Below are 12,418 nucleotides of genomic sequence, written 5' to 3' on the forward strand. Positions count from 1 at the left end.
AACTTTTCAGCTATGCTTACATGCACATCCCTATTTATTCGGTCGTTTCTTTTTCGTCTTCCTCATTATTGTCATCACGATAGATTTCCGAGATGCCATTCATCCCGTTCAAAAGCTGTTGCATCGTAAAATCTTCCCCGCCGACTAAATTATCTTCACGCTTTTGCTTTTCATCTTTTTTCAAATTTGATTGATCCATATGATATCACCTCCATGATATAGGGTGTCTTATCATGGAAGGAGTATGCATGAGTAGCCCCGTATATAAAAAAGCCGCCATCATAAACATGCTGGCTGACTCATATCTTACTTTCCTGTCGATTTCACTGCTTTCACTTCATATAATCCGCCTTCTGAGCTGACGATATAATCAGGCTTTGGCTTGCCAAGATTGGCTTTATGTCCAGCAATGTGTGCGTCGCTCTTCTCCCACTGCTTCCAGTATTCCTCTGATTCCCAGCGAATCATGATGATTACTTCCTCATCGCCCCGTCGCACTTTTTTGACCAATACACTTAGATCGACGAACCCTTCCTGCTTTTCAATCAAACCTTCTCTACTGAACTTTTGCACGATTTGATCAGCATGGCCTTCTGTTACTACTGTTTTTTTCATTTGCACGAACATCATGTATCGCCTTCTCTCTGTTATCTATTAACCAGTTTAATCAATAATGATTCTCACTGTCAATCAATAGTTCCATCAAGATGCTCATATTTTTTTAATGGATTGAATCCCTATGAGGAAATCACCACCCGTTACAATCAAAGTGAGTGCACAAAAAAATCGAAACCCCAGCGGGATTCCGATTTTTCCTACGTACTGTACCATCAATTCGTAATATCCTTTTTTTGAAAGAAGAAAAAGGTTAGCGCTAAAAATAGGAAATAATAGACGGCGAGCACACCTATAGAGAATCCAAGGGATGCCCCATCGAACATGTTCACCGTCTCAGAGATATATCCTCTTAAATCGAGATGCGGGAACAGGACAAACTTTAACCACTCATTTTTTTCTATGAACGACTGAATGATTGCAGTCAACGTAGAAGAAGCAAATAAAATGAAGATAGCAATCCCCACTGCAAGGGCTTGGCTTTTAAATAATGTGCTTAACATGAAGGCGATGGCTGTGATCACCAAGAATCCCGGAATCCAATAGACCATCATATTCACAACATATTCGCCAACTAAAACAGGAGCGAATCCAAAAGAAGTCGGATCCATGATTTTATCTGTATAAGAACCACTTCCAAAGAATAAAAGACCAATTAGATAGCTGAATGCGAGTAAAATCACAAGTAATAGTGCCGCAAATAATAGGGAAGTAATGTATTTGGAAAGTAGGATCTTCCAACGTTTATAAGGCCTGATCAACAACTGCTTAATCGTTCCATCCGAAAACTCGGAGGACACCAGGGAACTACAAACGATCACGACAAATAAAGTAATGAATGAAGTGATGGATGTCGTCCATTCCGCCATATACGTCCAGTTCGTTTGAAGGTCTGGGTTTATGTTTTCCTTGAGAAGTTGTTCGTTAACTTCCATTTGTTCCTTGAAGAATTCCTTGTCTTCATCATCAAATTCCGGACTTTTCATTTGTTTTTCTTGCTCTTTTATATCTGCGCGCACATCTTGCTTCCAGTCTGCATCTTTATCGACTGGGTTCAGTTTACTTTCTATAAACGCCGAGCCGATTACCATTAATAGAAGGAAACCAATAAACACATAGCTCGATTTTTTTTGAAAAATCTTCATCCATTCATTGCGTATCAAGGACATCATACCGTTTCCCTCATTCCCTGCTGTGTTATTTCAAAGAACTTATCTTCTAGCGATTTTCTAGTAACCACGATTTCATAGACATCGATTTGATTCTTTATGAAACTACTATTTATACGGGCCGTCTGTCCACGTGTCGCTGATACGGAAATGGATTCCGCACTATGCTTGATCACTGGAAGACTAGGAAACTCTTCTAGCAGAATCGTTTTTGCCCGCTCCCCATCGTTAACCGTAAAGGCCACTTCATGAATGTCCTCTTGTTTTTCTTCTGTTCTCTTTTCTTCCGTATGTATCAATTTACCCTTTTCGATAATGGCAAAGGTATCACACATTAACTGCATTTCTGAAAGGAGATGCGAAGAAATCAACACGCCCACTCCCTCACTTGCCAGCAACTTCAAGTGATCACGGAATTCACGTATTCCTTGTGGATCCAAGCCATTGGTCGGTTCATCAAAAATCAATAAAGATGGTTTATGTAAGATGGCCTGTGCTACACCAAGTCTTTGACGCATGCCCAATGAATAGGTTTTCACCTTTTTATCGATGGCCTCTTCCAATTTTACGATCTTGATCACTTCTTCGATTCGCTCAGGGGAAATCTTATTATGTGACATGTGGGCATAATGCATGATGTTCTTTCTGCCCGTCATATATTTATAGAACTCTGGATTTTCGACAATGGCCCCTAGTTGGTTCATCGCCCCTTCAAAATCCTTATCAAGATCATGCCCCTTGATCATGACACTGCCGCCCGTGCGATTAATAAGACCCGTGATCATCCGGATAATCGTCGTTTTCCCCGCTCCATTCGGACCAAGCAAACCGAATATTTCATTGCTTTTGATTTCAAAGCTCACATCATCGACGATGACGTTTTTCCCAATTTTTTTCTTCAAGGATTGAACCTTAAGAACTGTTTCCGACATAGTATACCTACCTTTTTTTGAATTTGACCTATAAGTCACCAGTATAAACGTATCATAATATCCACTTATTTTCCATCTGGTTTGTAATTGCGCCTTTATTTTAAAAGGCCAAGTTCAAGGGAAAGAGAGGTCGAGGTGATTCCTTTTTTTATCCAATCATTGGGTATTTATGTTAAAATAAATAGGGTTGTGCAGACTTTAACGGGACAGGTTAATGAAAAAATTGAAAAGCGTGGGAGTATAGTGAAAAAAAAGATGATGCTAATTTTATTGATAGTCAGCCTAGGAGTAAATTTATATATTGTTGGTAAATGGGTCCTGTTTGAACGTGGATATGAGCCTACTCCAGAAGAAGCAATCATTATGAGTGAGATGGTTCAAAAAACCGTTGAGAGTGAGGATTATAAGGACCTAGCAAAAAAAGAGAAAATCATTGCTATCGAGAGAGATATTGATAAATATAAAGGTGGAGCATTTCCTTACAATATGGAGGTGAGTGTTCGTACAGACAATCAGACCTATCTATTCTTTTGTAATGATGCTCAATGTTCAAAAATGGTAAACGAAGGGTGGACGTATTCCATCTACCAAGACGAAAATCCGCGACTTCCATTTAAAAAATAGAAATGTTAATGAAGGACTCCTTTAAAAACTAAATAAAGAGCCATACTTATTAGATCTATTGAATAAGTATGGCTCTTTTATCTTTTTAGGTGGAATAAGGATCTTTCGTATTTAATCGTAAAAACTAGCATACTTTGTGAATCGAATTGTAGTTTAAGATTACAGGTTAGAAAAAAATTTATTGAATAGAAACATTCCCCAACATCTATATGTATTCGATTTTCATCTACCTCTCATTTATTACACCCTACCTCCTTTACTCCATTCCTCCAAGGACATCATAGGAAAATCCTCTTCGACATCCAATCGTAAAGGGGTGATCAATTCGAGGGAGTTACCATCGGGATCTTGAAAGTATATGGCTGCGTGGGCATGGGGGTTATTCGGTAAAACAAGGGGTTGCCTATCGGGTGGAAAGTCGAAAGCCGTTTTTATCTGAATCCCCTTATCCCCCAGCCATTCTTTCGCATGCTCGATATCCTTCTTGTCCACATGTAAGGCGACATGCCTCAGCGAAGGGTGATAAGGGGTTTGCACTTGATCCGTTTCCCATAAGCCTAACCAACTACGACCCTTTTCGATCCAGAAGAAAGCTAGAATATCATTTTGAAAGGCTAATTCCAACTCCAGCTTTTTATAGAATTCGATGGATCGAGCAAGGTTTGACACAGGTAAATGAGCTTCATATAGGCCTTTGATCATGGGTTGGCCCTCCTCTTCTTTTCATATAAGAAAGGGGTGTCCCCCTTCAACTCTTCGTTTTATCGATGATGCGGATCGGGTTTCCCGAGCGATCTTGAAAGATGGCGTACCTACCTGGTGGGATATCACATGGTTCCTTCACAAAATCCAATGTGCTGTTTTCATGGTAAAACCGGTCCACACTGTCCACGATAAAAACGCCACCAGCCGAGTATCCTTCCTCATCATCTTCAAGCATTAACTGTACATCGCTACCCGGCAGTTTCAACGCAACCGTATGCTCCCCTTCCTGCCAAGCCTCTTCAAATCCCAACACTTCCCGATAGTAACGGGATGAACCTTTTAAATATTTGACTGGATGACATAAAAAAGCTAATTTCATTTTCTCGCCTCCCACATTTTTTTCATTTCTTAGGATCTTTATTTCTTCAGGACAATGACAATCGAGGGATTCAATTTCTTTAATTCTTCAAGGAACTTTTCTCGATTTTCCGGGGAAATGAGCACCATTTTTCCATTCCCATATAGTATTTCCAACCGATCGAGTGAAAGCGCTGGCGAAGAAAGTGGATTAAATGTTCTTCTTATCGATTTGATTTCATAGACCGGGATGATTTTATGAATGAATGCAGACCGAACGACCAAACTATTTCTTTCAATGACATAATAGGTCGTAAACCATATCCATAGAATCAAACCGGCTACCGGCACACCTATATATATACTTGTCAGATCTTGATCCGTAAATAGCGGGATGAAGACTGCGATGATGATCCCGAAGAAGACGGGGTAAGTCCACCAATCTTTCTTTGAGTGAAATTTCATTAAGACTCTCCTTTTACTCGTTTTGGGATGGTCAAACTCTCCCAGGCATCCCCCTTTTGCAGCTTGGCTATATAAACAATCTGGCCGATATGGTAGGAATAGTGATACAGTTGTCGCTCAAGGGCCTCAATCAAGGTATGGGGTTCTTTTCTAATGAATATGTCTCGAAGCAGATGTTCCTTCTTGATGGCATGCAAGGAATAAAGAAGGACATTCCATCCCTTTTCCCAAACCTCGATTAACTCTTTTCGACTGGTGATGGCGGGCTCGAATTCCGCATCTCGGTCCCTGGACGTTTTCTCCCCATCTGTATATAAAAAGTCCGTCCACCGGGAAACCATATTCCCGCTCATATGCTTCACGATGATGGCAATGCTATTGGATTGCTCATTCGGTGACCAAAAAAGCATCTCCTCATCAAGCTGCTCCATCGCCTTATCCGCTGTATATTTCATATCCTTAAACCGCCATTTAAACACCCTAATATATTCAGAAGAAACATCGTTTGACATCTCACCATCCCCTTTGTATGTATTTCTCTATCAAAGGGGGATTTCCTTCTCTTAAACGCTGATTGAATGGGATAAGTTTAAGGTGGCTTAGGAGTAAAAACTGGAACTACATCAAATAATAAGCCAGTATTTCATCTTAAATAAAGGAGATGTTTTTAATTAAAAACCTGTTCATGAAGGTAACGTTATTGATTATGTCATTCACCTTAGTTTTCTTTCCTCTACATACGGAAGCCAAAGGTAAAGCAAATCCTTCGAGGCAATGTATGGAAGAAACGTCGGTTCAACTACAAAGTGCTTTACGGAAACTTTGGATTGATCATATCATCTGGACAAAAAGCTATATTGTCAGTGCCATCTCAGACCTGGATGACCAAGAACAAGTATTAGCAAGGTTATTACAAAACCAGGATGATATCGGGAATGCCATTAAGCCCTATTATGGGGAGGAAGCCGGTAACAAGCTGGCCCAACTGTTAAGGGAACATATCCTTATAGCAGGAAAAGTGGTGGAGGCAGCAAAAAGCGGAAACCAAAATAACTTCAAGAAATACAATACGGAATGGTATAAAAACGCTGATGATATCGCCCTCTTTCTCAGCAAAGCCAATCCAAATTGGAGCAATGAAGAATTAAAGGAACTGTTATATATGCATCTGCAATTGTTGACAGACCAAGTGAGTGCCCGACTTAAAAAGGACACAGAGGCTGAAATTGTTGCTTTTGATAAAGGAGAAGACCATATTATTATATTGGCGGATGTTTTAACCAAAGGGATTATCAAGCAGTTTCCTAAGAAGTTTTAGATTTTGAACGAAGTATTTCATAGCAATAGCAATGGTAAAATAGCATTCTTTCATTGAATGCTATTTTTTCTGTATCTTTTTAAATTTTTCTATATAATGGTAATAACTAATAGAACAAGAGGTGATAAAATGGAGAATCCATTCGAAAATTTCCCTACTTTAGAAACGGAACGACTAATCCTGAGGAAAATAACGTGGGAAGATGCTGAAGATATTCATGTTTACGGTTCTGATGAAGAAGTGACAAAATACGTCACGTGGGATAACCATAAGACACTGGCTGATACTAGAGATTTTATTGACTTTGCCATGGCACAATATGAGAATAAGCATGTCGCTCCATGGGGAATCCAGTATAAAGAGACTGGGAAGATCATCGGAACCATTGATTTTGTCTCGTGGCTGGTCGGGCATCGTGTAGCCGAAATCGGTTATGTACTTTCTCAAGATTATTGGGGAAAAGGAATCATGACTGAAGCTGCCAATGAAGTGATTGCCTTTGGCTTTAACCGGATGAATGTCGTTCGAATTCAAGCAAGATGTTTCGTGGAGAATACAGGATCCGCACGGGTGATGGAGAAAATAGGGATGTCATTTGAAGGAACCTTGAGAAAAAGCATCTTCGCAAAAGGAAAACATCGAGATCTTAACATGTACTCCATACTACAAGAGGAGTTCTCCCCGCTTCATCAGCCCAAAATGGAAAATAACATTTAAGCAGCTTGTCCTTTCAAGCTGCTTTAGTTGAAGGAATGATCGATGAATACCTTGTAAATTTCATTTCTGTCATAACCAATATCCACTCGTTATACTTCTCATAAACTCCTCCCCTTTTTTTAACGCATCAAATAAATTTATGATATCCTCTAAAACCGTAATCATTACAATTTTCACATATGGTTTGAATTTTAGTCGCTTCTAGTCCATCCATTACAGGTATTTAAATATCCATTTGGATCATATCAGGCATTAATTCTTCGGTACGTTTAATCGCTTCTTCTCCATTTTCCCCTTCTCCTATAATAAGAAAGTCTTCAATTCTTCTAAGATTCCTCGAATTCCTTCTCTTGCCTTCTCTTTCACTAGAATGATCATCATATTATTTAATCTTTTCATTCTGTCTATACTAATGTTATGAACATTTACACTTCAAGGAAATGTTGTCTGTACACCATGATCATGGTTGGTATTCTCATTAAATTTATACATTTATTAGCTAGACTAAAGTGTGAATCCATTCGAGAGCGAGGAGACTAAAGAAGTGAAAATAATGTATTATATCTTGTTTCTCCTCTTATTATCATTTTGCTTGCCAGCTGTATCAGAAGCCACAGGCACTTTACAATCTAAAATTGATGAAGCTCCAAACGGTGCCACGATTAAAATAGAGGAGGGAGAGTATGAGGAGACAGTAATAATCTCCAAGCCAGTAACCCTAGAAGGAACAGGTAAAGTCCTTCTTCGCTCTTGTGAGGATAAACCGGTAGTTACCATTCTCAACAAGGGTGTTACTCTAAAAAATATGATGGTGGAACATTGTGGGAGTGATAAAGAAGACACAGCTATTTATGTTACTGGTTCTCATCATATTCTGGAAAGACTTAATATTGAGACTAAACATTTGGGCATTATACTGGACCATGCAAATGACATGACCATCCAAGACAGCGAGATTATTGGCATAAATCGAGGGAATGGAATCGATTTATGGAAATCTAACCGAAATAAGTTTGAAAACCTTACTATAACGAATGTTTCTGATGGGATTTATTTAGAGCAAAGCGACAAGAATATCTTACGCAGAAATAACATCCAAAAATCCCGTTACGGTATGCATCTCATGTTCTCCAATGATAATATACTTGACGAAAATGTATCTACATTAAATACAACAGGCACGGAGTTAATGGAATCAAAACGGACAGTCGTTAGTAATAATCAGTTTTCTTCTAATAATAATAGTGTGAATGCTCAAGGACTGTTACTATATTTAGCTTCTGATACTGTAGTGACCGGAAATGAGTTTATATCCAATCGAGTAGGCATTTTTATCGAAAAAGCTGAAAACAATCGATTGAAATCCAATAAAATCATGGACAATTTTACTGGAATACAGTTTTTAAAATCGAATGGAAATAAGGCAATGAATAATACATTCGTCGGAAACGTCAACGATGCCCAGGCAATAGAAAGCTCAAACAATCAAGTGGACGGCAATTATTGGGACGCTGCCAGTAAGGTTGATTTAGATGGGAATGGCAAGAGTGATATTGTCTATACTGCCGACCCCTATTTTCTTACCTTAACAGCGGAAGTTCCGGAATATCAACTGTTTTTCCAAGCACCGGGAATTATCATGTTACAAAACATGTTGAAAAGTCCATTTGAACAGTTATTAATAGACTCGGCCCCATTAATGGACATGACCATGGAAGTAAAAAAAGAACAATCATCTAGTTTTAGTTTATGGTGTATGAGTGCAGTGATGATTGTAGCAAGTTGTAGTTTATTTATAGTTGGGAGGAAAAAACGATGAAGAAAAAACTATTTAGTTTTCTTGCATTGGCAGGAATAATCATGAGTATCACAGCATGTGGGAAGGATGAGGTTAAACCTGTTGCAATTAACGAAGCGACGGACACTTGTGAAACATGTAATATGGCGGTTATTAACGATCAACATGCTACCCAAATTATTTTAGAAAGCGGTAAATCCATGGTTTTTGATGATATAGGCTGTATGTATGATTGGATTCATGCTAATGAGAATAAAAAAATTGATGCTCAATTTGTCCGGGATTACAACGATAAAGAATGGGTCTTAGGAAAAGATGCAACTTATGTATACAATCCATCCGTTAAAACACCAATGGCCTATAATGTACTATCATTCAAAGATAAAGCTTCCGCTGAAGAGTTTGCCAATGCAAATGAAGACAGTCAGCTAATGTCTGCAAACGATTTAGCTAACCATGGGTGGGAGCAAAACCATGAAATGATGAAGAAACATAATATGAAGGACCATTCACATTCAGACGGTGAAGAAGATAGTGGTTCTCATTAAAGAATAGGGGCCAGTTCCATTTTCGGGCTGCCCCTATTTCTTTATCAGGTATCTAGGTATCTGACCGTTATATATTGAGATGATTGGTGAACTACATGTTAGACATATAAGATACTGAGGTAGAAGATTGTTCGAAAAGAGGAATGAAGATGTGGAATATTTGGCTTTCTGAACTGCGCATGACCGTACGGCAGCGATCGTATTATTCTTTTTTGGGCTTGTGGGTCGCTGTATTGTCTCTCTTATTTTTATTGCAAAGCAGCTCCCCTTCCTTAACTGGTTATACCAATACGACCGGTACTATAATCAACGTCGCTTTATATATCATCCCCCTTTTCATGTTAATCATTGGTTCCTTTTCAATCGCCAATGAGATGGAAAATGGACAATGGCGGTTATTGAATACCTATCCGTTATTTACTTTGTCGTACATAGTGGGCAAAATAGGTGGTCAATTCACCGCTCAAGTGATTGTATTCACGTTCAGTTATGGAATTAGCTTGGCCATAGGGATAGTGAGTGGGAGCATTTTTTCCAGCGACTGGCTTTTATCCATTTACTTTTTCTCTATTACTTTAATTTTTTTCTTTCTCATCCTTGGGATAACCATAGGGTGTATCGTATCGACAAGGTGGCAGGCATTATCCCTTTCCGTCATTATCTGGTTTTTTCTAATCATGATTTGGCCGACTGCATTGATTGCTATCTTGGGTTTGCTCCCTTATCCATGGATCGCCCCCATGATGAAGTTTTTCTTATTTGCCAATCCCGCTGAAATCATTCGGGTGTCATTTGTCATGTCACTTGATGCAGGGGCAGTTTTTGGTCAAGCTTATGATTCACTTATGACTTTCTTAGACTCTCCTTTCGGAATCATTATCTACATATTATATGTCATTGGGTTTTTGTCACTGACGTTATTATTTTCAATGCTCATGCTGGAATGGAGGAAAAGGCGATGACAGGATTAAAAGTGGACGGTGTCTCGAAGGTTTATAAGAAAAAGACGGCATTATATCCATGTTCTTTTGAAGTAACAGAGGGAACTTGTATCGTATTATGCGGTGGAAATGGTGCTGGCAAAAGTACATTATTACAAATAATTGCGGGTCTTCTATATCCATCTAGTGGTACAACTTCTATTAACGGAAAAGTCATTAAATATGATCGCGAGAACTATTTAAAAGAAATCGGTTTCATGCCTGATGACTTCCAAGCCCAGGAAATGATGACAGTTGAAGAGTTCCTTAGTTTTTATGGATCTTTACGGAAAGTGAAAAGCGAAAGGATTAATGAAGTAATCGAGTTGATAGGTCTTGTTGATAAGAAACGTGAACTAGTAAAAAGTTTGTCTAAGGGCATGCGGCAACGATTATTGTTCGGGCAATCCATTTTAGCCAAACCGAATGTTTTGCTACTGGATGAGCCCACTAATGGATTGGATCCCTACTGGGTTAATCAGTTCGTTGAAATTCTTAATCAGATTAAAAAAAATGGTACAATCATCGTTTTTTCTACCCATATGATGGATGTAGCAGCCGAGACGGGAGACATTATTCTATTTATGAAACAGGGGGAAATCATTCAGATAATCAAGAATGAGAACAGATTAGAAGAGACGACAATGAAATTGTTGAAGCTTCATCGCCAATAGGATTCCTTGCTTTTCTTTACGTGTAACGGATTAAATGCAACAAACTTCATCTCATTTTCTTTTAAAATGTGAGCTAAGCTCAGCCAATATTGCCCGGTAGGCTCCATGACTATCATCACTTTTCCCATACAATCTAACTCATTCCAACATTTACACAAGAAAAGAGACACAATGCCTTATAAGGAATATTCTTGCTAAAATTAATCAACTTGCGAATCAGTCGATAAATTTTACAAAAATCACATGAATGAAAATGGATAAGAGAATGCGGGCCACTTAACTATAATTAGGTGGCTTTTTGCTGTATGCCTTGATTTTGGGACATTTTTTATCATTTCACTAGCAAACTAGCTTATGATTTTAAAAGATAATGACTCTTTTTCATCAATACCTTTTACATTCCATTCATTTATCGGTCAAATTGCAGGTTTTATCGGTCAAACTCGCCGATTTATCGGTCAATCTTGGCCTTTTATCGGTCAAATGCCGGGAACAAGATGAAATCACGCAATTTTTCACATTTTTTTATACAAAAACAACCAAATCCCATGAAACAAGGGATTTGTAATCACATCGAACCTCCCCGTTTTCTCAGATTCCGTTACATGTATTAACAGTTCTTTGGTCCCTTTGCGGTGTTTTTCCGTTCCCTGCACGAAAGAATCGGTAGCCAAACGAATTGTATACGTGAGATACAACAAGGAGGACAAACATGAAGAACATTATATGCATGATCATCACGGTTTCGATATTCATGATAGGATTAGCGATGCCGACTAAAGGTGAAGCGGCCCTTGGAAATCGCACGCTATCGCAAGGTACAAGCCATAGTGATGTAAAAGAATTACAAGAATTATTGCTGACAAAAGGGGTCTATCCCTATCATGAGGCAACAGGGTACTACGGTTCCATTACAAAAGAATCCGTGAAGGAATTCCAGGAAAAATCGAACCTGAAAGCCGATGGAATAGCAGGTTTACAAACGAATCAAAAAATACAGGTTCTTCGCACGGGGGACATCGGTAAGCATGTGGCCGATTTGCAAAAATTATTGAAGGTGTGGGATGTATACACATCAACGGTTGATGGTATATTCGGCAGCGGTACAAAACAAGCCGTCTCCACATTTCAAAGACAAAAAGGATTGACCGCCGACGGAATTGCCGGGGCAAAAACCATGAGTAAGCTAGAAACGAAAGCTAATTCAGTTAGTAACAGCTCAAAGACATTGACCGTTTCAAGTACCGCTTACACGGCTAGCTGTGAAGGGTGTTCGGGTATTACGAGAATGGGCGTAGATTTGAAGAAATATGATGATGCAAAAGTAATTGCCGTCGATCCAAATGTGATTCCATTAGGTTCAACAGTGGAAGTGGAAGGCTATGGGAAAGCACTGGCCGTCGATACTGGTGGAGCGATCAAAGGGAATAAAATCGATGTATTCATCCCTAAACAAGCGGATGCTTTAATCTGGGGTAAAAAACAAGTCAAAGTGACAATAGTAGATTAATAGTAC

General features: G+C 38.9%; 16 protein-coding genes and 1 pseudogene. 8 read left to right on the forward strand and 9 right to left on the reverse strand.

Going from position 1 to position 12,418, the window contains the following annotated elements:
* Positions 1-34: 34 nt before the first annotated feature.
* From AC503W_RS16790 to AC503W_RS16805, 4 genes are all read right to left on the reverse strand, one after another.
* Positions 35-199 (reverse strand): hypothetical protein, encoded by a 165-nt coding sequence (locus AC503W_RS16790; protein ID WP_427687619.1) that lies wholly within the window; start codon positions 197-199, stop codon positions 35-37.
* 107 nt (positions 200-306) lie between these two features.
* The gene (locus AC503W_RS16795; RefSeq protein ID WP_402874169.1) at positions 307-627 is read right to left on the reverse strand and encodes an antibiotic biosynthesis monooxygenase family protein; all 321 of its coding nucleotides are present in this window, start codon (positions 625-627) and stop codon (positions 307-309) included.
* Between the two features lie 203 nt (positions 628-830).
* A complete protein-coding gene (locus AC503W_RS16800) occupies positions 831-1,787 on the reverse strand; it encodes an ABC transporter permease (RefSeq protein WP_402874165.1) in 957 nt (318 codons plus the stop codon).
* Positions 1,784-2,716 (reverse strand): ABC transporter ATP-binding protein, encoded by a 933-nt coding sequence (locus AC503W_RS16805; RefSeq protein WP_403080459.1) that lies wholly within the window; start codon positions 2,714-2,716, stop codon positions 1,784-1,786. Before AC503W_RS16805 ends, AC503W_RS16800 begins: the two co-directional genes overlap by 4 nt.
* Positions 2,717-2,851: 135 nt before the next feature.
* Between AC503W_RS16805 and AC503W_RS16810 the strand changes: the two genes are divergently transcribed.
* Positions 2,852-3,340: a hypothetical protein gene (locus tag AC503W_RS16810; RefSeq protein ID WP_494915113.1), complete on the forward strand. Its 489-nt coding sequence runs from the start codon at positions 2,852-2,854 to the stop codon at positions 3,338-3,340.
* A 240-nt stretch (positions 3,341-3,580) separates the two neighbouring features.
* Here the strand turns inward: AC503W_RS16810 and AC503W_RS16815 are convergent, their stop codons facing one another.
* The 4 genes from AC503W_RS16815 to AC503W_RS16830 are packed head-to-tail and all read right to left on the reverse strand — an operon-like array spanning position 3,581 to position 5,379.
* Positions 3,581-4,042, reverse strand: coding sequence for a VOC family protein (locus AC503W_RS16815; protein ID WP_494915114.1), 462 nt, complete (start codon positions 4,040-4,042; stop codon positions 3,581-3,583).
* A gap of 46 nt (positions 4,043-4,088) precedes the next feature.
* A complete protein-coding gene (locus AC503W_RS16820; protein ID WP_402874153.1) occupies positions 4,089-4,424 on the reverse strand; it encodes a VOC family protein in 336 nt (111 codons plus the stop codon).
* Between the two features lie 38 nt (positions 4,425-4,462).
* The gene (locus tag AC503W_RS16825; RefSeq protein ID WP_494915116.1) at positions 4,463-4,867 is read right to left on the reverse strand and encodes a PH domain-containing protein; all 405 of its coding nucleotides are present in this window, start codon (positions 4,865-4,867) and stop codon (positions 4,463-4,465) included.
* Complete coding sequence (locus tag AC503W_RS16830) at positions 4,867-5,379, reverse strand: DUF1572 family protein (RefSeq protein WP_494915118.1); 513 nt, start codon at positions 5,377-5,379, stop codon at positions 4,867-4,869. The genes AC503W_RS16825 and AC503W_RS16830 overlap by 1 nt, the downstream gene beginning before the upstream one ends.
* A gap of 158 nt (positions 5,380-5,537) precedes the next feature.
* On the opposite strand from AC503W_RS16830, the gene AC503W_RS16835 reads away from it, so the two are divergent.
* The 6 genes from AC503W_RS16835 to AC503W_RS16860 all read left to right on the forward strand — a co-directional run bounded on the left by AC503W_RS16835 (position 5,538) and on the right by AC503W_RS16860 (position 10,902).
* Complete coding sequence (locus AC503W_RS16835; protein WP_494917392.1) at positions 5,538-6,185, forward strand: glycosyltransferase; 648 nt, start codon at positions 5,538-5,540, stop codon at positions 6,183-6,185.
* Between the two features lie 129 nt (positions 6,186-6,314).
* Positions 6,315-6,902 carry a GNAT family N-acetyltransferase gene (locus AC503W_RS16840; RefSeq protein ID WP_494915120.1) on the forward strand — a complete coding sequence of 196 codons (588 nt, stop codon included), beginning with the start codon at positions 6,315-6,317 and terminating at the stop codon, positions 6,900-6,902.
* 553 nt (positions 6,903-7,455) lie between these two features.
* Positions 7,456-8,721: a right-handed parallel beta-helix repeat-containing protein gene (locus AC503W_RS16845; protein ID WP_494917394.1), complete on the forward strand. Its 1,266-nt coding sequence runs from the start codon at positions 7,456-7,458 to the stop codon at positions 8,719-8,721.
* Complete coding sequence (locus tag AC503W_RS16850) at positions 8,718-9,248, forward strand: nitrous oxide reductase accessory protein NosL (protein ID WP_494915122.1); 531 nt, start codon at positions 8,718-8,720, stop codon at positions 9,246-9,248. Before AC503W_RS16845 ends, AC503W_RS16850 begins: the two co-directional genes overlap by 4 nt.
* A gap of 149 nt (positions 9,249-9,397) precedes the next feature.
* Positions 9,398-10,210 carry an ABC transporter permease gene (locus AC503W_RS16855; protein ID WP_494915124.1) on the forward strand — a complete coding sequence of 271 codons (813 nt, stop codon included), beginning with the start codon at positions 9,398-9,400 and terminating at the stop codon, positions 10,208-10,210.
* Positions 10,207-10,902: an ABC transporter ATP-binding protein gene (locus AC503W_RS16860; protein WP_402874135.1), complete on the forward strand. Its 696-nt coding sequence runs from the start codon at positions 10,207-10,209 to the stop codon at positions 10,900-10,902. Before AC503W_RS16855 ends, AC503W_RS16860 begins: the two co-directional genes overlap by 4 nt.
* Positions 10,903-10,904: 2 nt before the next feature.
* Here AC503W_RS16860 and AC503W_RS16865 read toward each other — a convergent pair.
* A pseudogene (locus tag AC503W_RS16865) lies at positions 10,905-11,030 on the reverse strand (hypothetical protein); the annotation flags it as partial.
* Positions 11,031-11,614: 584 nt separating this feature from the next.
* Between AC503W_RS16865 and AC503W_RS16870 the strand changes: the two are divergent.
* A complete protein-coding gene (locus AC503W_RS16870; RefSeq protein WP_494915126.1) occupies positions 11,615-12,412 on the forward strand; it encodes a peptidoglycan-binding protein in 798 nt (265 codons plus the stop codon).
* Positions 12,413-12,418 lie beyond the last annotated feature (6 nt).

This window comes from Peribacillus suis, from assembly GCF_059384845.1.

What these genes read in the sequence shown, in the direction of transcription:
- AC503W_RS16800 (WP_402874165.1), bottom strand. Translation starts at nt 1,787, where the DNA reads ATGATGTCCTTGATACGCAATGAATGGATGAAGATTTTTCAAAAAAAA.
- AC503W_RS16840 (WP_494915120.1), top strand. Translation starts at nt 6,315, where the DNA reads ATGGAGAATCCATTCGAAAATTTCCCTACTTTAGAAACGGAACGACTA.
- AC503W_RS16795 (WP_402874169.1), bottom strand. Translation starts at nt 627, where the DNA reads ATGTTCGTGCAAATGAAAAAAACAGTAGTAACAGAAGGCCATGCTGAT.
- AC503W_RS16820 (WP_402874153.1), bottom strand. Translation starts at nt 4,424, where the DNA reads ATGAAATTAGCTTTTTTATGTCATCCAGTCAAATATTTAAAAGGTTCA.
- AC503W_RS16860 (WP_402874135.1), top strand. Translation starts at nt 10,207, where the DNA reads ATGACAGGATTAAAAGTGGACGGTGTCTCGAAGGTTTATAAGAAAAAG.
- AC503W_RS16850 (WP_494915122.1), top strand. Translation starts at nt 8,718, where the DNA reads ATGAAGAAAAAACTATTTAGTTTTCTTGCATTGGCAGGAATAATCATG.
- AC503W_RS16855 (WP_494915124.1), top strand. Translation starts at nt 9,398, where the DNA reads ATGTGGAATATTTGGCTTTCTGAACTGCGCATGACCGTACGGCAGCGA.
- AC503W_RS16830 (WP_494915118.1), bottom strand. Translation starts at nt 5,379, where the DNA reads ATGTCAAACGATGTTTCTTCTGAATATATTAGGGTGTTTAAATGGCGG.
- AC503W_RS16805 (WP_403080459.1), bottom strand. Translation starts at nt 2,716, where the DNA reads ATGTCGGAAACAGTTCTTAAGGTTCAATCCTTGAAGAAAAAAATTGGG.
- AC503W_RS16845 (WP_494917394.1), top strand. Translation starts at nt 7,456, where the DNA reads ATGTATTATATCTTGTTTCTCCTCTTATTATCATTTTGCTTGCCAGCT.
- AC503W_RS16870 (WP_494915126.1), top strand. Translation starts at nt 11,615, where the DNA reads ATGAAGAACATTATATGCATGATCATCACGGTTTCGATATTCATGATA.
- AC503W_RS16790 (WP_427687619.1), bottom strand. Translation starts at nt 199, where the DNA reads ATGGATCAATCAAATTTGAAAAAAGATGAAAAGCAAAAGCGTGAAGAT.
- AC503W_RS16825 (WP_494915116.1), bottom strand. Translation starts at nt 4,867, where the DNA reads ATGAAATTTCACTCAAAGAAAGATTGGTGGACTTACCCCGTCTTCTTC.
- AC503W_RS16815 (WP_494915114.1), bottom strand. Translation starts at nt 4,042, where the DNA reads ATGATCAAAGGCCTATATGAAGCTCATTTACCTGTGTCAAACCTTGCT.